The following is a 20316-nucleotide window of genomic DNA, read 5'->3' as shown; positions in this document are numbered from 1 at the left end:
GATAGGTGTGCATCGATGAAAAAATTAACGATTCTCGGCTCGACCGGTTCGATCGGCACGCAAACGTTGGATGTCGTGGCGAATGATCCGGAGCTATATGAGATCGAAGCTTTGGCCGCGGGTGGGAACGTCAATCTGCTGGTCGAACAAGCCCGCAGGTTCCGCCCAAAGACGGTCTGTCTAGCTACGAAAGCGTTGGCGGATGAGGCAACCGCGCTCCTGCCGCCGGGTACTCGCGTCGTCTATGGCGAGGAGGGACTCGTGGAAGTGGCCGCATCCGGCGACGCCGACACGGTCGTGACCGCGATTATGGGCAGCAGGGGCTTGAACGCGACGTTAGCCGCCATTGAATCGGGCAAGCAGATCGGACTGGCCAACAAAGAAACGCTCGTAACGGCCGGACATCTGGTCATGTCGCAAGCCGCGCGGAAAGGCGTGTCGATTCTGCCGATCGACAGCGAGCATTCCGCGATTTTTCAATGTTTGAACGGAGAAAATCGCGCGGATATTAAACGGATCACGCTGACGGCATCCGGCGGCTCTTTTCGAGACAAAACGAGGGAACAGCTGGTCGGCGTGACGGTGGAACAAGCGCTCAATCATCCGAATTGGTCGATGGGAGCCAAGATCACGATCGACTCGGCGACGATGGCGAACAAAGGACTCGAGGTCATTGAAGCCCATTGGCTATTCGGCGTATCCTATGACCAAATCAGCGTTCTGATTCATCCGGAGAGCATCATTCATTCGTATGTGGAGTTCGTCGACAACAGCGTCGTCGCGCAGCTCGGCATGCCGGATATGCGAGTTCCGATTCAATACGCCCTTACATATCCCGATCGTCGCGCGACGCCTACCGAAGCGCTCGATTTAGCCAAGATTGGCAAGCTGCATTTTCGCGAGATGGACTTTCATCGATATCCGTGCCTGCGCATGGCCTTCGAGAGCGGACGTTTGGGACGTTCGGCGCCGACGGTGTTCAACGCGGCGAACGAAGTTGCCGTGGACAGGTTCTTGAAGGGGGAAATCGCCTTCCTGGATATCGAGCGCGTGATCGAGACCGTATTGGAGAAACATCAAGTGACGGACCTTCCAGACGTGGAAGCCATCACGGCCATGGACGCATGGGCAAGGAGAGAAGCGGGGGCGGTCTGAAAGACCGGTTCTCTTGTATCGGACGGGAGAATAATGATAATCTAAGTACAGGCCGTTGCGAACAGGAGGCTCGAAACGATGCACATGATACAGGTCGTCTTTTTGACCGTGCTGGTATTCTTCGTCATTGTGACCATCCATGAGTGGGGTCACTATTATTTTGCGAAGCGCGCGGGCATTTTGGTTAGAGAATTCGCCATTGGTTTCGGACCGAAACTGTTTTCGATCAAACGCGGCGAAACCCGTTACACCTTAAGGCTCGTACCAGCCGGTGGTTTCGTCCGCATGGCCGGCGAAGATCCGGAACTGGTCGAAATACAACCCGGACAGACCGTCGCCGTTCGAATAGCGGCAGACAGCGTGACCCGCTTTTATTTGGATCGTCTAGACGAGCGAACGAACGTCATTCGGGGCGAAATCGAGACGATTGATTTGGAAGACCGGCTGAAAGTGACGTTGAACGCCGACGGCGTCAGCGAAGTGTATAACGTTCATCCGCAGGCGCTGCTGATCGCCAAAGGCAGAGAGACCCAGATTGCTCCGCGCGACCGGCAATTCGGCAGCAAATCGGTTGGCGCGCGTTCCTTGGCGATCGTGGCCGGACCGGTCATGAACTTTATATTGGCGTTCGTGCTGTTCTTCGCGTTCTTCCAAATGGCCGGCGTGCCGCTGGACACGCCGAAGCATCTGTTTATCGGCGAGATCGTCGCGGGAAAACCGGCTGACAAGTCGGGTCTTACGACGGGCGATATCATTGTCGCGATCAATGGCGAGACGATCGGCACGGATCAAGATAAGATGATCGCGCTCATCAGTAAATCCCCGAACAAACCGATTACGTTCACCGTAACGCGAGATGACAAGAAGCTGGACATCAAGATGACGCCAGAACCCGACCCCGAAACCGGAGAGGGAAAGGTTGGCATTCGCGCGGCTTCATTCTTTGAAACCCGTCCCGCCGGTTTTATCGAATCGTTCTCGCTTGCCGGTCAAGATATGAAAAATTGGACCATAATGATCTTCGATGGCTTCAAGAAGCTCATCCTTGGCCAATTCAAGATGGACGATCTAGGCGGTCCTGTCCGTACCGCGCAGGTGACGGGACAGATTGCCCAGCAAGGAATCGAACAATTGACCAAGTGGACGGCGGTGCTCAGCCTATACTTGGGGATCTTTAATTTACTGCCTATTCCCGCATTGGATGGAAGCCGGCTGATGTTCCTCGGTCTTGAAGCGGTCCGCCGAAGGCCGATCGATCCGAACCGGGAGAGCATGGTCCACTTTATCGGCTTCGCGCTGCTCATGCTGCTGATGGTGGCCGTAACGTATAATGATATTTTGCGATTGGTGAGAGTGAAGGAGTAGAGCGTTCATGTCGAAAGAGAAGCAGTTTGTGACGGAGATTACGCCGCAGGGCGAGGATTTCTCCAGATGGTATATAGACGTTATTAAGAAAGCCGAGTTGATGGATTACTCTCCGGTACGGGGCTGTATCGTGTTCCGTCCGGAGGGCTTTGCCCTTTGGGAGAATATCCAAAGCGACCTCGACCGCCGTTTCAAAGAAACGGGACATCGCAATGCATACTTCCCGCTCTTCATCCCGGAAAGCTTCTTCCAGAAGGAGAAGGAACACGTCGAAGGCTTTAACCCGGAGCTGCCTTGGGTAACCGAAGCGGGCGGCGAGAAGTTGGAAGAGCGTTTGGCGATCCGACCGACTTCGGAGACGATTATCGGTCATATGTACTCCAAATGGATTCAGTCGTACCGCGATTTGCCGGTGCTGATCAACCAATGGGCGAATGTGGTTCGTTGGGAGAAGCGCACGCTGCCGTTCCTCCGCACGAGCGAGTTCCTGTGGCAGGAAGGCCACACGGCGCACGAGACCGAAGAGGAAGCACGCCAAGAAACGATGCAAATGCTGAATACGTACAAGGAATTCGCGGAAGAAGTGCTCGCGATTCCGGTCATCGTCGGTCAGAAGACGCCGTCGGAGCGTTTCGCCGGCGCGGTCGATACGTATTCTATTGAAGCGATGATGAAAGACGGTCGAGCAGTGCAAGCCGGCACGTCCCATTACTTGGGCGACAAATTCGCGATTGCGTTCGATATCAAATATTTGGATCGCAACAATACGCTGCAATATTGCCATACGACGTCGTGGGGCGTTTCAACTCGCTTAATCGGCGCGCTGATTATGGTGCACGGCGACGACCGCGGTCTCGCGCTGCCGCCGAAAATCGCGCCGACGCAGGTGGTCATGATCCCGATCGGACCGCCGAAGACGCGGGAGCAGGTCGTCGGCCGCGTGGACGAGTTGTTCGCGCAACTGAAGAAAGCAGGCGTACGCGTCAAAGTGGATGATCGCAGCGACGTCAGCCCGGGCTGGAAGTTCAACGAGTACGAAATGCGAGGCGTTCCGATCCGTCTGGAGCTTGGCCCGCGCGACATGGAGAATGGACAAGCCGTCCTCGTCTCCCGAATCTCCGGCGAGAAGCGCATCATCCAGCAGGATCAATTGCTGGAAGAAGTGCAGCGCATGCTGGACGAAATCCACGCAGACATGTATAATCGAGCCTTGCAGTTCCGTTCCGAGCACTTCTATTCGGTCGAGACGCTGGACGAGATGAAGACGCTGTTGGAAGAGAAGCGCGGATTCTCGCTCGCAGGCTGGTGCGGATCCGACGCTTGCGAGAAGCAAGTCAAAGAAGAAACCGGGGCGACAAGCCGCAATATTCCGTTCGATCCGGCGGAGAAGAAGACGAAATGCCTATGCTGCGGCGAGGAAGCTCAGCATACCGTCGTTTTCGCGCGTGCTTATTAATATAGCCATATCGTAACCTTTCATATTGATCGACACTCCCCTACAAGTTGCAGAAGCGCTGTTCGTCATCACGACCGCTTGTAGGGGATTATTTATTTGGGGAGGAAGAAGGGTGAGCCATACCGGGGATAAGCGACAACGATTTGAACTGCTCATGCAGCAGGCGGAGTTGTCGCCGCAATTATCGGCAGAGCATTTTAGCGACGGGTATATTGACAAAGTCATCGTAAGCCGCAGCAACCGGGAGTGGACGTTTTGCATTCGCAAAGCGTCTTTGGTGCCTTTGCCGGCGTTTAGCTTATTTTGTCGCAGTGTACAAGCGAAATTCGCCCATATTGCGGAAATTCATATTATGCTCGCGTACGAGGACGATCTGCATACGGATACGATCGTGCGTGAATACTGGCCCGCGTTCGTAGAGTGGGTTCAGAAGAACAACGCGTCCGTCAACGGCTGGCTTAGCAAAGCGCAGCTCGAAGCAGAAGGCGGACTCGTGACGCTTCATCTGATGGACGAGATCAGTCTGGAGCTGGCGCGCAAGAAGCGGATCGACGAGATGGCGGTCCAATTTTTCGAACGGCAGTTCGAACGGACGCCCAAGATGAAACTGACCGTTGGCAAAGTCAACAGCGAGCATATCGAGCAGTTTATCCAGAAACGGCAGCAGGAGGAGCGCGAAGTCATCGAGGCCATGATGAACAGCGTGCCGGTCGAGGAAGCGCCGCCGTTGGATGAAGGCGAAGTGCCGCTCGTCGTGGGCTATGACATCAAAGAACCGCCGGTGCCGATTATGAACATTCTCGAGGAAGAGAAGAAGATTACGGTCCAAGGGACGATCTTCGGCCTTGAGGTGAAAGAATTGCGCAACGGCAGCACGCTTTTCACGTTCAACCTGACCGACTTCACGGATTCGATCGCGATGAAAATGTTCGCCAAGACGAAAGAAGACGTCAAGGTGCTCAGCAATCTGGCGAACGGCAAATGGGTGAAGGCACGCGGCCGCATCGAATACGACCGGTTTATGATGGAGCCGGAGCTCGTCATGATGCCTTCCGATTTGCATGAGGTCAAAGCGCCTTCCGAGCCGATAGATGACGCCGCGGAGAAGCGCGTCGAGTTTCATCTGCATACGACGATGAGCACGATGGACGCGGTCACGCCGGTGGACGTTTATATTAAGCAGGCGGCGAAATGGGGCCATAAAGCGATCGCGATATCGGACCATAGCAACATTCAGTGTTTCCCGGAAGCGGCGAAGGCAGGCAAGAAGAACGGGATCAAGGTGTTATTCGGCCTCGAAGCAAACGTCGTTAACGATGCCGTACCGATGGTGCTGAATTCGCGAGATGAAGTGATGCAGACGGCGACGTACGTCGTATTCGACATCGAGACGACCGGTCTCTCGGTCATCAACAACACAATCATCGAGCTGGCCGGCGTGAAGATGCGGGAAGGCAAGGAGATCGATCGGTTCTCGACGTTCATCGATCCCCATGAGGACATTCCGTACCACATTCAGCAGCTGACCAATATTACGAACGAAATGGTGCAAGGCGCTCCCGAGCTCGAACCAAAGCTGCGTGAATTCGTGGAATTCGTCGGCGATGCGGTGCTCGTCGCGCATAACGCCAAGTTCGATATGGGCTTCATTCAAGCGGCGTGCAAGAGATTCGGCATGCCGGAGGTAACCAATCCCGTACTCGACACGTTAGAGCTCGCCCGTTTTCTCCATCCGAGCATGAAGAACCACCGGCTGAATACGCTGTCGGATAAGTACAAGATCAGTCTCGAGAATCATCACCGCGCCATCGACGACTCGATCGCCCTAGGCGGAGTCATGTACGGCCTGATCGGCGACGCCGTCGCCCGCAATATTACGAATCTTCATATGCTCAACGATTACGTCGGTCTCGATATTTCGAACTCCCGGCCGTTCCACTGCGGCATCTACGCGCTTAATGCGGTCGGCAAGAAGAATTTATTCAAGCTCATCTCGATGTCGCATACGGAGTACTTTAAGCGGGTGCCTTGTATCCCGAAGAGCAAGTTGTCCGATATGCGCGATGGACTGCTAATCATCTCGGGCTGCGAGAAGGGCGAGTTTTTCGAGACGGTGTTGAACAAGTCGCTCGAAGAAGCCGAAGATGTCGCGGAATATTATGACGTGCTGGAGATCCAACCGGTCGGTTTCTATATGCATTTAGTGGACAAGGGTCTCGTCGGCAGCCGCGCGGAGATCGAGCAGGCGCTTCGCCGCGTGTGCGAAATCGGAGACAAGCTGAACAAGCCGGTCATCGCGACGGGCAACGTCCATTATTTGCGTCCGCGCGAGAAAATGTTCCGCGATATTACGATCCATGGCATTACGGGCTTCAGTCCGCTCAAGGATCAGAACAAACCGGACGCGCATTTCCGCACGACGAAGGAGATGCTCGGCGAATTTGCTTTCTTGGGCGAATCCCGTGCGCATGAAGTCGTCATCAAGAACACCAATGAATTAGCAGACCGGTTCGAGCCGTATGACATGTTCCCATCGACCGGGGGTCCGACCGATAACGGACTGTTCAGTCCGATCATCGACGGGGCGGAAGAAGAAATTCGCAACACTTGTTATGAAACGGCCAAACGGTTGTACGGCGAGCCGATTCCGGATATCGTCGTGCAGCGTTTGGAGAAAGAGCTCGTGCCGATTATCAAATACGGATTCTCCGCGAACTATTTGATCTCCGAGCGGCTCGTGAAGAAATCCAATCAAGACGGCTATCTCGTCGGTTCCCGGGGATCCGTCGGATCATCGGTCGTTGCGACGTTTCTCGGCATCTCCGAGGTTAATCCGTTGCCGGCGCACTATACGTGTCTGAGCGAGGAATGCAAATACAGCGAGTGGTTCCTTGACGGCAGCTACCCGTCGGGCTTCGATCTTCCGGACAAAATTTGCCCGAACTGCGGCCGACCGCTTAAAGGCGAAGGACAGGATATTCCGTTCGAGACGTTCCTTGGTTTTAAGGGCGATAAGGTTCCCGATATCGACTTGAACTTCTCCGGCGAATACCAGCCGACGGCGCACAACTATACGAAAGTGCTATTCGGGCCGAAGAACGTGTTCCGCGCAGGGACGATCGGCACGGTCGCGGAGAAGACGGCATACGGGTTTGCCAAGAAATACGAAGAGCACACCGGCAAGAAGTGGCGCGGAGCCGAGTTGAATCGCCTGGCGGCAGGCTGTACCGGCGTTAAGCGGAGTACGGGCCAGCATCCCGGCGGCATCGTCGTCGTACCGGATTACATCGAGGTGGATGATATTACCCCGGTCCAGTTCCCGGCGGATGACGTCAATGCGGAGTGGAAAACAACCCACTTCGATTATCACGCCTTCGACTCGAACTTGCTTAAGCTCGATATTCTCGGACACGACGATCCGACGATGATGCGGATGCTGCAGGACTTGACGGGCGTCGATCCAACGACGATTCCGATGAACGACCCCAAGGTGATGAGCATCTTTAGTTCGACCGAAGCGCTTGGCGTTCTTCCGAGCCAAATTCGCACACCGGTCGCGACGTACGGCGTACCGGAGATGGGAACCAAGTTCGTGCGACAGATGCTCGAGGAGACCAAGCCGTCGTCCTTTGCCGACTTGCTCCAGATTTCGGGTCTATCTCACGGGACTGGCGTATGGCTCGGCAATGCGCAAGAACTAATCAAGAATAAGACGTGCACGATCAAGACCGTAATCGGCTGCCGCGACGACATCATGTTATTCCTGATTTATAAAGCGGGCATGGACGCTTCGCTGGCCTTCAAAATTACGGAGAGCGTGCGTAAGGGCAAAGGCTTGACGCCGGAGTGGATCGAGGAGATGAAGCGGTGCAAAGTGCCGCAATGGTATATCGACTCATGCTTGAAAATCGAGTATATGTTCCCCAAAGCGCACGCAGCCGCATACGTTATTTCGGCGGTGCGGACGGCCTACTTCAAACTTTATTATCCGATCCAGTTCTATGCGACTTACTTCTCCGTGCGCGCGGACGATTTCGATTTGGAATTGCTGTGCCAAGGGTACGATGCGATCTTGCGCCGTTTGATGGAAATCGAGGCCAAGGGCTTCAATGCCACGCCGAAGGAGAAAAACAGCGTTTCTCAGCTGGAGATGTCGCTGGAGATGACCTCGCGAGGGTTCAGCTTCAAGCCGGTCGATCTATACCGCTCGGACGCGACCCGCTTTATTGTCGACGGCAACTCGCTAATTCCGCCGTTTGGCGCGATTGCCGGTATCGGCGAGAACGCGGCGCGCAATATCGCGGCTTCGCGCGATCATGGCGAGTTTTTGTCCATCGAGGATTTTCAGCAGAAATCGAAAGCGACCAAAACCATCGTGGAAGTACTCACGGGGATGGGCTGTTTCCGGGGCTTGCCGGAGTCGAACCAGCTGTCGCTGTTCTAAGCTGCCTGGCCGCGAACGGTTGTCACCACAACATGGTTATGCTATACTCGTTATGGTAATGCTGATGATACGTTCTTTTTCGCAGAAGAGTGGGGAAACCCACTCTTTACGTTTTGTCCGCGACTTTTTTCGACTGCGCGGGCAAAGACTAACATCCGCATCGGTTCAAGAAATGCAGCCGTTGCCGCTATGCATGGACAAGACGCATGCCGCAAACGACGGGGATGCGATTGTATATATGCCTGTCGGCGGGCACGACGTTCGTCCGACGGGAGCATGCCGGTCATGCACGCAAGTAACATACATACGAACAACGCAGCTGTACGAGGGAGGCACACGTTTGAGTACATCCAAAATCAAATCCGTCGTCGAAGAGATGGTTCGCCCTTTTCTAGACGAGAATGGCTTTGAGCTTGTCGACATTGAATACGTCAAGGAAGGCAGCAATTACTTTTTGCGCGTGTTCGTGGACAAGGAAGGCAATATCGATATCGACGAATGCGGCCGGATCAGCGAGTATTTGAGCGAGAAGCTGGATCAGAACGACCCGATCCCGGATGCTTATTTCCTCGAAGTATCTTCTCCGGGGGCAGAGCGTCCGCTCAAGAAGCCGGAAGACGTGCGCAAAGCGGTTGGCAAACACGTGTTTGTCACTACTTACGAGCCAATCGACGGCAGCAAGGAATTCGAAGGCAAGCTGCTTGCGTTCGAAGGCGACGAGCTGGTCGTGGAAGTCGGCAAGAAGAAACACGCCCTTCCATATGCCAAAGTCGCAAGCGCCCGGCTCGCCATCGTATTTTGATCGCGCCCAGCGCGGGATGGGCGGACGGAACGAATTGAAAGGGGGAACTCATTTCCAATGAGCATGGAGTTTATTGAAGCGCTGTCGGAAATCGAAAGAGAGAAAGGCATTGCGAAAGACATTTTAATTGAAGCGATTGAAGCGGCATTGATTTCCAGCTACAAACGCAATTTCAACACCGCCCAGAACGTCAGGGTGGATATTAACCGGCACTCCGGCGTCATTAAAGTATATGCGCGCAAAACGGTCGTCGATGAGGTGTTCGATCCGAGGCTGGAAATTTCGGTCGAAGCCGCACGCGCGATCAACCCGCATTATACGCTCGATGACATCGCGGAGATCGAAGTCACGCCGCGCGATTTCGGACGGATTGCGGCGCAAACCGCTAAGCAAGTCGTGACCCAACGCATTCGCGAAGCGGAGCGGGGTCTCATTTATAACGCTTATATCGACAAGGAAGAGGACATCGTCAACGGGATCGTACAACGTCAAGACGTCCGCAACTTGTTCGTCGACCTCGGCAAGGTGGAAGCGGTTCTGCCGCTGACCGAACTGATGCCAACCGACAAGTTCAAGCACGGCGACCGCGTCAAATCGTTCATCACAAAAGTGGAGAACACGACCAAGGGACCGCAGATTTTCCTCTCCCGGACCCATCCGGGGTTGCTGAAACGCTTGTTCGAGCTCGAAGTGCCGGAAATTTACGACGGCGTCGTCGAGATTCGTTCGGTCGCGCGCGAAGCGGGCTTCCGTTCCAAAATTGCCGTCCATTCCCGCAATGCGGAAGTCGATCCGGTCGGCTCCTGCGTCGGTCAAAAAGGAATGCGGGTACAAACTATTGTTACGGAGCTGAAGGGCGAGAAGATCGATATCGTTCGCTGGTCGGAGAACGTGGAAGAATATGTAGCGAACGCGCTCAGCCCGTCAAAGGTGCTCGAGGTTATCGTGTATGAGCAGGAGAAAATGGCGCGCGTCATCGTGCCGGATTATCAGCTGTCGCTTGCGATCGGCATTAAAGGCCAGAACGCCCGCCTTGCCGCGAAGCTGACCGGCTGGAAGATCGATATCAAGAGCGAGACCCAAGCCGAGCAAGAGTTCGGCCGGCCGAAATCGCCGATGAGCACGATGCACCAGGACTCCGTCTCGATCGATTAAGCGAAGGGCCCTTTTCGGGCCAATGTTTTCGATTAGGGGGAGTAGCGGTGAGACCAAGAAAAATCCCGCTGCGCAAATGCGTGGCTTGTCAGCAAATGCTGGCGAAGAAAGAACTGATTCGGGTCGTGCGTACGCCCGATGAAGCGGTGCTGATTGACTTAACGGGTAAGAAAGCCGGGAGAGGCGCTTACTTGTGCGGCAAAGTGTCGTGCTTCAAGCTGGCTAAGAAGTCGAAGGCGCTGGACCGTGCGCTCAAACAGCCGGTCAGCACGGAGATTTATGATCAACTCGAGCAGGATTTTATCGCGGTCGAGGATGAGTTTATCGCGGCCAAAGATCGGGCGGATGACGATGAATAAAACGCTATCTCTTCTAGGTATGGCCATGCGGGCGGGCAAGTTGGTGACGGGCGACGAGACGGTCCTGAAGACCATTCGTCAAGGCAATGCGAAGATCGTTATCGTGGCTGCCGACGCATCGGACAACACGAAGAAGAAATATCGCGACAAATGTTCGTCCTATAATGTGAAACATATCGAGGCGCTCGACCGGGACTCGATCGGACGCGCCATAGGCAAAGCGGAGCGGGTTCTCGTCGCCGTGACGGACGGAGGTTTTGCTGCCGGCATCGAACGAAGTTTAATCCAATCTTCGGAGGTGGAGAGTATTGACTAAACAGCCAGACAGCAAGGATAAAGATAAATTGCGCGTCTACGAATATGCCAAATCGCTTAATATGAGCAGCAAGGAGATCATCACGATTTTGAAGCGTCTTGATCAGCCGGTGAATAATCATATGAGCGTAATGGAAAACGAAATGGTGAGTAAAGTCGAAGGCTTCTTCCGAAATATTAAACAGAACGCGGCCGTCAAAAGGGCGCAAGAGGGCGCGAGCGTAGCTTCTGCGGCCCGTCCGTCCCAACAGGAATCCAAAAGTCAGCAGAACCGTCCGGTACAGCAACGGCCGCAAGAGCAGACCGCGCAAGGACAGGAAACGAAACCGGCGCAAGCCGAATCGAATTATGAACGACAGGGGAATACGTCCATTAAAACTAACTCAAACACACCAAACCAAGGCGGACAACAAAGCCGTCCGCAAAGCAGTCGTCCACAAGGTCAAGGAGGCCAAGGCGGAAGCCGCGGCCCAGGTCAGCAAGGTCAAGGCGGTTACCAAGGCAACCGCGGTCAAGGTCAAGGCCAAGGCGGTCAAGGCCAAGGCGGTCAAAGCGGAAGTCGCGGTCCGGGTCAAGGCGGTGGCTATCAAGGCAGCCGTCCGCAAGGCCAAGGCGGACAGGGCGGAAGCCGCGGTCCGGGTCAAGGCAGTGGCTACCAAGGCAACCGTCCGCAAGGTCAAGGCGGCCAAGGCGGTCAAGGCAGTGGCTACCAAGGCAGCCGTCCGCAAGGTCAAGGCGGTCAAGGCGGTGGCTACCAAGGCAGCCGTCCGCAAGGCCAAGGCGGTCAAGGCGGTGGTTATCAAGGTAACCGTCCGCAGGGCCAAGGCGGTCAAGGCGGCGGATACCAAGGCAGCCGTCCGCAAGGCCAAGGCGGCGGATACCAAGGCAGTCGTCCGCAAGGCCAAGGCGGCGGTCAAGGAGGCGGTTACCAAGGCAGCCGTCCGCAGGGCCAAGGCGGTCAAGGCGGCGGTTATCAAGGCAGCCGTCCGCAAGGACAGAGCAGCGCTGGAGGCCAAGGGCGTACGTTTGACCGTCCGGCTCCTTCTTCGGGCGGTTCCGATTTCGGAGGACGTTCCCAAGGCGGCCAAGGCGGCCAAGGCGGCCAAGGTGGTAATCGCGGCGCTGGCGGCGCGAGAAAACCGCAGAAGCCGGGCGGCAATAGCTACGGCGGCAACAACCGCGGATTTGATGATAACCGTACGGGCAACTTCAGAGGCGGCAATCGCGGCAAGGGCGGCCGGGGCAAGGGCGGCCATCAGATGGAGCGCAAAGAGAAAGTCGACAACACGCCGAAGAAGATTATCGTACGCGGCGAGATGACGGTCGGCGATCTAGCGAAGCTCCTTCATAAAGACGCTTCCGAGGTCATCAAGAAACTCATCTTCCTCGGCGTTATGGCGACGATCAACCAAGAGGTCGACATCGACACGGTTCAACTGATCGCCACCGAATACGGCGTTGAAGTCGAAGTGAAGATTCCGGTAGAAGAAGACGCGTTCGAAACGTTCGAGGAGAAGGACGAAGAGGAAACGCTCGAAAGCCGTCCGCCGGTCGTCACGATCATGGGTCACGTTGACCACGGCAAAACGACGTTGCTCGACGCCATCCGCAAGACGAGCGTAACGACGGGCGAAGCCGGCGGCATTACGCAGCATATCGGCGCATATCAAACCGAAATTAACCATAAAAAAATCACGTTCCTGGATACGCCGGGCCACGAAGCGTTTACGCTCATGCGCGCCCGCGGCGCCCAAGTAACGGATATTACGATCATCGTCGTGGCAGCGGACGACGGCGTCATGCCGCAGACCGTTGAGGCGATCAACCACGCGAAAGCGGCAGGCGTGCCGATTATCGTCGCGGTGAACAAGATCGATAAACCTGATGCCGATCCGGACAAAATCAAGCAAGCGCTCACCGAATACGAGCTCGTGCCGGAAGAGTGGGGCGGCGATACGATTTTCGTCAATGTTTCCGCGAAACAGCGTATCGGTCTCGAAGAGATGCTTGAGATGATTCTGCTCGTAGCCGAAGTGAACGACTACAAAGCGAACCCGAACAAGCGGGCGCGCGGTACGGTCATCGAAGCCGAGCTTGATAAAGGCAAAGGTCCGGTAGCGCGCGTGCTTGTCCAGCATGGCACGCTCAAGATCGGGGATGCGTTCGTTGCGGGCAACTGTTTCGGTCGCGTTCGCGCGATGGTCAATGATAAGGGCCGCCGTCTGAAGGAAGCTGGACCAAGTACGCCGGTCGAGATTACGGGCCTGACGGAAGTGCCGCTCGCGGGCGATCCATTCCTCGCCTTTGAAGACGAGCGCAAGGCGCGCGCTATCGCGGAACGCCGCGCGATCAAGCATCGCCAGACCGAGCTTGGCGCGAATTCCCGCGTTACGCTCGACGATCTGTATAAACATATCAAAGATGGCGAAATTAAAGACCTGTTCGTCATTATCAAATCCGACGTACAGGGCTCGACGGAGGCGCTTAAAGGCTCCCTGGCCAAAATCGATATTGAAGGCGTTCGCGTTAAAGTCATCCATAGCGGCGTAGGCGCGATTACGGAATCCGATATCAACCTCGCATCCGCATCCAACGCGATCGTCATCGGCTTCAACGTTCGTCCTGAACCGCAAGCGCTGGCGACGGCAGAGCAGGAGAAAGTCGACATCCGCCTGCACAACATCATCTATAACGTGATCGACGAGATCGAGCACGCGATGAAAGGGATGCTGGATCCGATCTTCAAAGAAGTGGTTATCGGTCAAGCTGAAGTTCGGAACATCTTCAAAGTCAGCAAAGTCGGCACGATTGCAGGCTGTATGGTTACATCGGGCAAAGTTTCCCGAAATGCTAAGGCCCGCTTAATCCGCGGCGGTATCGTAGTATTCGAAGGCGAAATCGAGACGCTCAAGCGCTTCAAGGATGATGCCAAAGATGTTTCGCAAGGCTACGAGTGCGGCATTACGCTTGACCGCTATAACGACTTGAAAGAGGGAGACACGATCGAAGCCTACATCATGGAAAAAGTTGAGAGGTGATTAACCTATGGCGAAAATTCGCGTAGGGCGTGTCGGAGAACAAATCAAGAAAGAAATCAGCACCATCATCCAGACGGAACTGAAAGATCCCCGGATCGGTTTTATTACCGTGACGGGGGTCGAGGTGACGGGCGACCTGTCCCAGGCGAGAGTCTTCCTCAGCGTGCTCGGCAATGACGAGCAGAAGGAAGAGACGCTCAAGGCGCTATCGAGAAGCACCGGGTTCATCCGCTCCGAGCTCGGCAAGCGGATCCGGTTCCGCCATACGCCGGAGCTGATCTTCAAGTTCGACAGCAGCATCGAGTACGGCAGCCGGATCACGTCGATTCTCGGCCAATTGAATGATGGAGGTAATGGACAATGACGGCGGGCATGCCGTCATTTCCTGCATACGCGGAACAATTGGGACAGGCGCTTGCGTTTATGCGGGGAGGCGAACACTTTCTGATCGTTTCCCACGTCCAGCCCGACGGAGATGCCATCAGTTCAACGCTGGTGACCGCCTGGCTGCTAGCCAAGCTGGGCAAGACGTTCGTCATGATGAACGAGAGCGCGGTTCCGCTGCGGCTAGGCTATCTGAAAGGTTCTTCCTATATTCAGAACATGAACGAGGTTGCCGATGAAGCGCGTTTCGACCGCATTATCGCGGTGGATTGCGCGGATTATAAGCGGATTGGTCTCGTTTCCGAACGGTTCGCGCAAGGTTGCGGCTTGCTCAACATTGATCATCATCCAACGAACGACCATTTCGGAACCGTGAATTTGATCCGAGCGGATGCGGCTGCAACGGTCGAAATTTTGTATGACCTTATCGAACACGCCGGGATTCCGCTTGACGTTGAGGCAGGCACGGCCGTCTATACGGGCCTGTTGACCGACACGGGAGGATTCCGCTATTCCAGCACCTCGCCGCGCGTCATGCAGATTGCTTCCGCCATTTTAACGCTAGGCGTATCGGGACATCTGCTGGCCGAACATTTGCTGGAGAAAATGACGAAAGCGCAGCTACTCCTTCTGCAGCGCGGGCTTGCGAACCTGACCTTCTCTGCCGATAACCGCATCGCATGGATCACGGTTGGTCATGCGGATCTCGAAGCGACGGGAGCGACGAGCGAAGACCTGGAAGGACTCGTGAACTACGCGCGGAACGTCGAAGGCGTCGATGTCGGCATGCTCTTTAAGGAAGCGGCAGACGGTTGCGTGAAGGTAAGCCTTCGTTCGTCCGGGGCGGCCAACGTATCGGCGATCGCCCAGACGTTCGGTGGCGGAGGTCATGTGAGGGCTGCAGGCTGCCGATTGGATATGGCGATGCAGGACGCGGTTAACCAGGTTATTCAAGCGGTTAGCGAGGCTTTAAAAGGATGACGGACGGGATTTTGGCAATATGGAAGCCCGCTGGCTGGACGTCCCACGACGTGGTGGCCAAGGCCAGAGGGATACTGAGAATCAAGCGTATCGGCCATACCGGAACGCTCGATCCGCAAGTAACCGGCGTGCTGCCGATCTGCGTCGGCCGCGCGACTCGGGTCGTCGAATACGTCCAAGAGCGTCCGAAGGCATACGAGGCGGTACTTAAGCTCGGCATTGCGACCGATACGGAGGATATGACGGGCACGGTGCTGGAAGACCGGCCCGGCATCCGGTTAACGGAGGGGCAGCTGCGCGAGGCGTTAGCTTCATTCGTCGGGGAGATCGAACAGGTGCCGCCGATGTTCTCGGCCGTACGCGTGGACGGGAAACGGTTGTACGAGCTCGCTCGCGAAGGCAAGGTCGTCGAACGTAAATCCCGACGCGTCACGATTCACGAGATCACGCTAATCAGCGCGGATTTGGAGCAGGATTACCCGGAGATTCGTTTCGCGGTCGTTTGTTCCAAGGGTACATATATTCGGACGTTATGCGTCGACATCGGCCGGCTACTGGGTATGCCGGCAACGATGAAGGAGCTGGTGCGCACGATGTCCGGCGGCTTGACCCAAGCGGATTGCGTGACGTTGGAACAACTCCGCGAGCTACAGGCTAGCGGGGGGATTGCCGACAAGCTGATCCCCGCGGACGCACCGCTTGATTATATGCCTCGCGGCGACGTCGGCGAGATCACGGCGCGTAACGCGCTTCAAGGCAAGAGGATCGCCTTCAAGTATGTTCGCATCGAGGAAGCGGCGCTGCGCGAGTCATCGCTCATTCGTCTTTACGGCAACGACGGGATGTTCCTGGGCGTGTACGAACCCGATGCGGAGAACGAGACGCTGAAGCCCGTCAAAGTATTTACGCCCGTATAAACCCTTGGCCGTGCGCGTATGCATCGTATTGCGGAACAGCCTAGTTGAGACGAAGAACGTAAAGCAGGTGTAGCTCTTGAAAATCATTTCGTTGCATTATCCACTAACGGCCGGCGAGTTGGAAGACGCAGAACCGACAACGATCGCGATCGGCCATTTCGACGGCGTTCATCGCGGACATCAGAACGTCATCCTCACGGCGGTGGAATCGGCGCGTGATAGCGGCGCGAAAGCAGCCGTCATGACGTTCCATCCGCATCCGAAGGAAGTGTTGGGACATAGCGCCGGGCAGTATGTATCGGCGCTTACGCCGCTCGCCGACAAGCTGGAATGTTTCGAACGGCTCGGCGTCGACATCGTATTCGTCGTGCAGTTCGATTTGGCGTTCGCGGCGGTATCGCCAAGCATGTTCGTTCACGACATCTTGCGTCCGCTTCAAGTCGGCCGCGTCGTTGTCGGCTTCGATTTCGCGTTCGGAGCCAAAGGGGCGGGCAATGCTTCGGTCATGCGCGAACTGTGCGAACCGCAAGCGATCGAAGTGAGCGTCATCGAACCTTTTTTGCTGGATGGCGAGAAAGTAAGCAGCACCCGGATACGGGCGATGTTGGCGGAAGGAAAGCCTCAAGTTGCGGCCGAACTGATCGGAGCGCCTTACGCGGTCCGCGGCACGGTCGTGCAAGGGGAAGGACGTGGGAGAACGATCGGTTATCCAACGGCGAACGTGCAACCGAGCGCATCGTACGTGGTGCCCAAGATCGGCGTTTACGCGATTCGCGCGGAGGTCGACGGCCAGCTTTACGACGCGGTTCTAAATATCGGCGTCAAGCCAACCTTCCACGAACACTTGCCCGAGCCCGTGTTCGAAGCGCATTTATTCGACTTTCATGAAAGCCTGTATGGCAAGACCGTCACGTTGCGTCTGATTGCATTCTTGCGCGCGGAGCGGAAGTTCGAATCGATCGATGCGCTCATCGCGCAAATCAAAGCCGACGCGGAAGAGGCCCGCTCTATCCTTATATCAAATTAATAGCGGACTCCATTTACTTTTCGGTATGGCTTGTGGTATACTCTTAAACGTTGCGTAGTTGAAGCGGATTTTACCAAGTATGCTGCGCACTGAACCTTTGCTTGGCCATCGTGCTTTCACCGGGACGATCGGCGAGGCAATCGGCGATTATGATACAAGGAGGTGAACAAGGATGGCACTTACGCAAGAACGCAAGCACCAACTGATCGACGAGCACAAAACTCATGCGAACGATACCGGATCCCCGGAAGTTCAAATCGCTATCCTGACGCAAAACATTGTGAACTTGACAGATCATCTTCGGACGCACAAGAAAGATCACCACTCGCGCCGCGGTCTGCTTAAGATGGTTGGTCAGCGCCGTAAACTGCTGGCTTACCTGAAAAACAAAGATGTTAAACGTTACAGCGCACTGATCGAAAAACTCGGTCTTCGCCGATAACATGCGGGGAAAAAGCAACCTGGTTGTTGGGCCATTCGTAAGGATGGCCTCGCCGGGTTGCTTTTTGTAACGTAAAGGACTTGTCCGAGGAAAGGACGGAGTATGGTTAGCCGCCTTGGATGAAAAGCTACATAATGGGGTTATTGCGGTTCCGCTTCACGACGGAGTGACGGATCGATCCTAATTGATAAGCTCCAACTTTTGCGGGAGCTTTTCTTATATCAACTTGCAAACTGATAGAACTGCAGCCATCGGGGGAGAGACCTCAGGTGCAGCAAGGAGGGATTTCATGATACAGCGTGTTGAAATGTCGCTAGGCGGACGTCCGCTTATTTTGGAGACGGGACGATTGGCGAAACAAGCGAATGCGGCGGTGACGGTCCGTTACGGCGAGACGGTTATCCTGTGTACGGTAACGGCTTCGAATGAACCGAAAAAGCTGGACTTTTTCCCGCTTACGGTGAACTACGAAGAAAGACTGTACGCGGTAGGCAAAATTCCAGGCGGATTTATTAAACGCGAAGGCCGTCCGAGCGAGAAAGCGATTTTGGCGAGCCGTTTGACCGACCGACCGATTCGTCCGTTGTTCCCGGAAGGGTTCCGGAACGAAGTTCAAATCGCGGATATCGTCATGAGCGTCGACCAAGACTGCCCGCCGGAGATTGCGGCGATGATCGGAACGTCGGCGGCGTTGTCGATCTCGGACGTGCCGTTCAACGGACCGATCGGCGGCGTTATCGTCGGACGAATCGACGGCGAGTTTATTATTAACCCTACGATCGAGCAAGAATCGAAGACCGACATTTATGTCGTCGTCGCGGGCACGAAAGATGCCATTATGATGGTTGAAGCGGAAGCGAACGAAGTGCCGGAGAGCGTGATGCTGGAAGCGATCATGTTCGGGCATGATGAAATTCGCAAGATCGTCGCGAAGATCGAAGAGCTCGTAGCTGTTGCCGGCAAGCCGAAAATGGAAGTCAAACTTCATGAACCGGATGCGAAGGTGAACGAGCAAGTTCGCGCATTCGCTTCGGAACGTCTTGTACAAGCCGTCCGCATTCACGAGAAGCACGCGCGCCAGGATGCCATCGACGCGGCGAATGCGGAGACGATCGCTCATTTCGAAGTCGAATACGCGGAGACGCCTGAGTTGCTCGGCGACGTGAAGGAAGTGCTGTACGATATCGTCAAGGAAGAAGTTCGGCGACTGATCACGCACGACAAAGTGCGTCCCGACGGCCGCGCGCTGGACGAGATTCGTCCAATCGAATGCGACGTCGCGCTTCTGCCGCGCACGCACGGTTCCGGTCTGTTCACGCGGGGACAGACGCAAGCGCTCAGCATTTGTACGCTTGGCGCGCTAGGTGACGTGCAAATTCTCGACGGTATCGACCTGGAAGAAACGAAGCGTTTCATGCACCATTACAACTTCCCGCCGTTCAGCGTCGGCGAAGCGAGACCGCTACGTCCTCCAGGCCGCCGCGAGATCGGACATGGCGCTTTGGGCGAGCGCGCTCTCTCCAAAGTCATTCCGCCGGAATCCGAATTCCCGTACACCATTCGCCTCGTATCCGAAGTGCTGGAGTCGAACGGTTCCACGAGCCAAGCAAGTATTTGCGCGAGCACGCTGGCAATGATGGATGCGGGCGTACCGATCAAGGCACCGGTAGCCGGCGTGGCTATGGGTCTCATCAAGAATGGTGAGCATTTCTCCATCCTGTCCGATATTCAGGGCATGGAAGACCACCTCGGCGATATGGACTTCAAAGTCGCGGGTACGCCTGAAGGCGTGACAGCGATTCAAATGGACATCAAAATCGACGGCATCGACCGCGCGATTTTGACGCAAGCGCTCGAGCAAGCTCGCGTAGGCCGTATGCACATTTTGAGCAAGATGAACGAAGTCATGCAGAAGCCGCGCACAGAGCTGTCTCAGTACGCGCCGAAGATCGTCATCATGAACATCAATCCGGACAAAATCCGCGATGTCATCGGCGCAGGCGGCAAAGTCATCAACAAGATTATCGAAGAGACCGGCGTCAAAATCGATATCGAACAAGATGGCAAAGTGTTCATCGCTTCCTCCAACCAAGCGGCGAACGAGCGCGCGAAGCAGATCATCGAAGGCATCGTCCGCGAAGTCATCGTCGGCGAAATTTACTTGGGTACGGTCAAACGGATCGAGAAATTCGGCGCGTTCGTGGAAATTTTGCCAGGTAAAGACGGCCTAGTTCACATCTCCCAGCTGTCGACCGAACGGGTGGCGAAAGTTGAGGATGCCGTGAAGATCGGCGATCAATTTACCGTCAAGGTAACGGAGATCGACAATCAAGGCCGCGTCAACTTGTCCCGCAAAGTATTGCTGGTCGCTCAACAAGAAGAGCAGGCGCAGTCTTAGGACGTCGCCGCTCTCTCCTTTATATCGTCGAAGAAAGAGCCAGAGTCATATCTGTCTCTTTTTTTGTTTTCCAACATC

Annotated in this window: 15 protein-coding genes; all 15 read left to right on the top strand. The window is 55.5% G+C overall.

From position 1 onward, the window contains the following. Positions 1-15: 15 nt before the first annotated feature. The 15 genes from BCM02_RS05790 to pnp all read left to right on the top strand — a co-directional run bounded on the left by BCM02_RS05790 (position 16) and on the right by pnp (position 20238). Positions 16-1155, top strand: a complete 1140-nt coding sequence (locus BCM02_RS05790) for a 1-deoxy-D-xylulose-5-phosphate reductoisomerase (protein WP_148928119.1) — start codon at positions 16-18, stop codon at positions 1153-1155. A 78-nt stretch (positions 1156-1233) separates the two neighbouring features. Beyond that, positions 1234-2520 (top strand): RIP metalloprotease RseP, encoded by a 1287-nt coding sequence (rseP, locus tag BCM02_RS05785; RefSeq protein WP_148928118.1) that lies wholly within the window; start codon positions 1234-1236, stop codon positions 2518-2520. Between the two features lie 7 nt (positions 2521-2527). Then, positions 2528-3976 (top strand): proline--tRNA ligase, encoded by a 1449-nt coding sequence (gene proS / locus BCM02_RS05780; protein WP_148928117.1) that lies wholly within the window; start codon positions 2528-2530, stop codon positions 3974-3976. A gap of 112 nt (positions 3977-4088) precedes the next feature. After that, on the top strand, positions 4089-8420 hold the full coding sequence (locus tag BCM02_RS05775; protein WP_148928116.1) for a PolC-type DNA polymerase III: 4332 nt from the start codon (positions 4089-4091) through the stop codon (positions 8418-8420). 340 nt (positions 8421-8760) lie between these two features. Next, entirely contained in the window at positions 8761-9222 is a 462-nt protein-coding gene (gene rimP, locus BCM02_RS05770) for a ribosome maturation factor RimP (RefSeq protein WP_148928115.1), read from the top strand. A 57-nt stretch (positions 9223-9279) separates the two neighbouring features. Then, positions 9280-10377: a transcription termination factor NusA gene (gene nusA, locus BCM02_RS05765; RefSeq protein ID WP_148928114.1), complete on the top strand. Its 1098-nt coding sequence runs from the start codon at positions 9280-9282 to the stop codon at positions 10375-10377. Positions 10378-10424: 47 nt separating this feature from the next. Beyond that, positions 10425-10736 carry an RNase P modulator RnpM gene (gene rnpM / locus BCM02_RS05760; RefSeq protein ID WP_148928113.1) on the top strand — a complete coding sequence of 104 codons (312 nt, stop codon included), beginning with the start codon at positions 10425-10427 and terminating at the stop codon, positions 10734-10736. Further along, entirely contained in the window at positions 10723-11052 is a 330-nt protein-coding gene (locus tag BCM02_RS05755; RefSeq protein ID WP_187434048.1) for a L7Ae/L30e/S12e/Gadd45 family ribosomal protein, read from the top strand. Before rnpM ends, BCM02_RS05755 begins: the two co-directional genes overlap by 14 nt. Further along, positions 11045-14089, top strand: coding sequence for a translation initiation factor IF-2 (infB, locus tag BCM02_RS05750; protein ID WP_148928111.1), 3045 nt, complete (start codon positions 11045-11047; stop codon positions 14087-14089). Before BCM02_RS05755 ends, infB begins: the two co-directional genes overlap by 8 nt. 7 nt (positions 14090-14096) lie before the next feature. Continuing rightward, positions 14097-14453: a 30S ribosome-binding factor RbfA gene (gene rbfA / locus BCM02_RS05745; protein ID WP_148928110.1), complete on the top strand. Its 357-nt coding sequence runs from the start codon at positions 14097-14099 to the stop codon at positions 14451-14453. Continuing rightward, positions 14450-15454, top strand: coding sequence for a DHH family phosphoesterase (locus tag BCM02_RS05740; protein WP_148928109.1), 1005 nt, complete (start codon positions 14450-14452; stop codon positions 15452-15454). The genes rbfA and BCM02_RS05740 overlap by 4 nt, the downstream gene beginning before the upstream one ends. Next, entirely contained in the window at positions 15451-16371 is a 921-nt protein-coding gene (gene truB, locus BCM02_RS05735; protein WP_148928108.1) for a tRNA pseudouridine(55) synthase TruB, read from the top strand. Before BCM02_RS05740 ends, truB begins: the two co-directional genes overlap by 4 nt. 76 nt (positions 16372-16447) lie before the next feature. Next, positions 16448-17398, top strand: coding sequence for a bifunctional riboflavin kinase/FAD synthetase (locus tag BCM02_RS05730; RefSeq protein ID WP_148928107.1), 951 nt, complete (start codon positions 16448-16450; stop codon positions 17396-17398). Between the two features lie 172 nt (positions 17399-17570). Then, complete coding sequence (gene rpsO / locus BCM02_RS05725) at positions 17571-17840, top strand: 30S ribosomal protein S15 (protein WP_090574209.1); 270 nt, start codon at positions 17571-17573, stop codon at positions 17838-17840. A gap of 289 nt (positions 17841-18129) precedes the next feature. Further along, a complete protein-coding gene (pnp, locus tag BCM02_RS05720; protein ID WP_148928106.1) occupies positions 18130-20238 on the top strand; it encodes a polyribonucleotide nucleotidyltransferase in 2109 nt (702 codons plus the stop codon). Positions 20239-20316 lie beyond the last annotated feature (78 nt).

Origin of the sequence: Paenibacillus methanolicus, from assembly GCF_008124765.1 — a bacterium.
In the GTDB taxonomy this organism is placed as follows: Bacteria; Bacillota; Bacilli; order Paenibacillales; family Paenibacillaceae; genus Paenibacillus_Z; species Paenibacillus_Z methanolicus.
The sequence above is the reverse complement of the archived record's forward strand: the minus strand, read 5'-3'. Positions and strand labels throughout refer to the sequence as shown.

Coding starts and splice junctions, on each gene's coding strand:
- rseP (WP_148928118.1), top strand. CDS start 1,234: ATGCACATGATACAGGTCGTCTTTTTGACCGTGCTGGTATTCTTCGTC.
- BCM02_RS05755 (WP_187434048.1), top strand. CDS start 10,723: ATGACGATGAATAAAACGCTATCTCTTCTAGGTATGGCCATGCGGGCG.
- nusA (WP_148928114.1), top strand. CDS start 9,280: ATGAGCATGGAGTTTATTGAAGCGCTGTCGGAAATCGAAAGAGAGAAA.
- BCM02_RS05740 (WP_148928109.1), top strand. CDS start 14,450: ATGACGGCGGGCATGCCGTCATTTCCTGCATACGCGGAACAATTGGGA.
- truB (WP_148928108.1), top strand. CDS start 15,451: ATGACGGACGGGATTTTGGCAATATGGAAGCCCGCTGGCTGGACGTCC.
- rbfA (WP_148928110.1), top strand. CDS start 14,097: ATGGCGAAAATTCGCGTAGGGCGTGTCGGAGAACAAATCAAGAAAGAA.
- rpsO (WP_090574209.1), top strand. CDS start 17,571: ATGGCACTTACGCAAGAACGCAAGCACCAACTGATCGACGAGCACAAA.
- proS (WP_148928117.1), top strand. CDS start 2,528: ATGTCGAAAGAGAAGCAGTTTGTGACGGAGATTACGCCGCAGGGCGAG.
- BCM02_RS05790 (WP_148928119.1), top strand. CDS start 16: ATGAAAAAATTAACGATTCTCGGCTCGACCGGTTCGATCGGCACGCAA.
- pnp (WP_148928106.1), top strand. CDS start 18,130: ATGATACAGCGTGTTGAAATGTCGCTAGGCGGACGTCCGCTTATTTTG.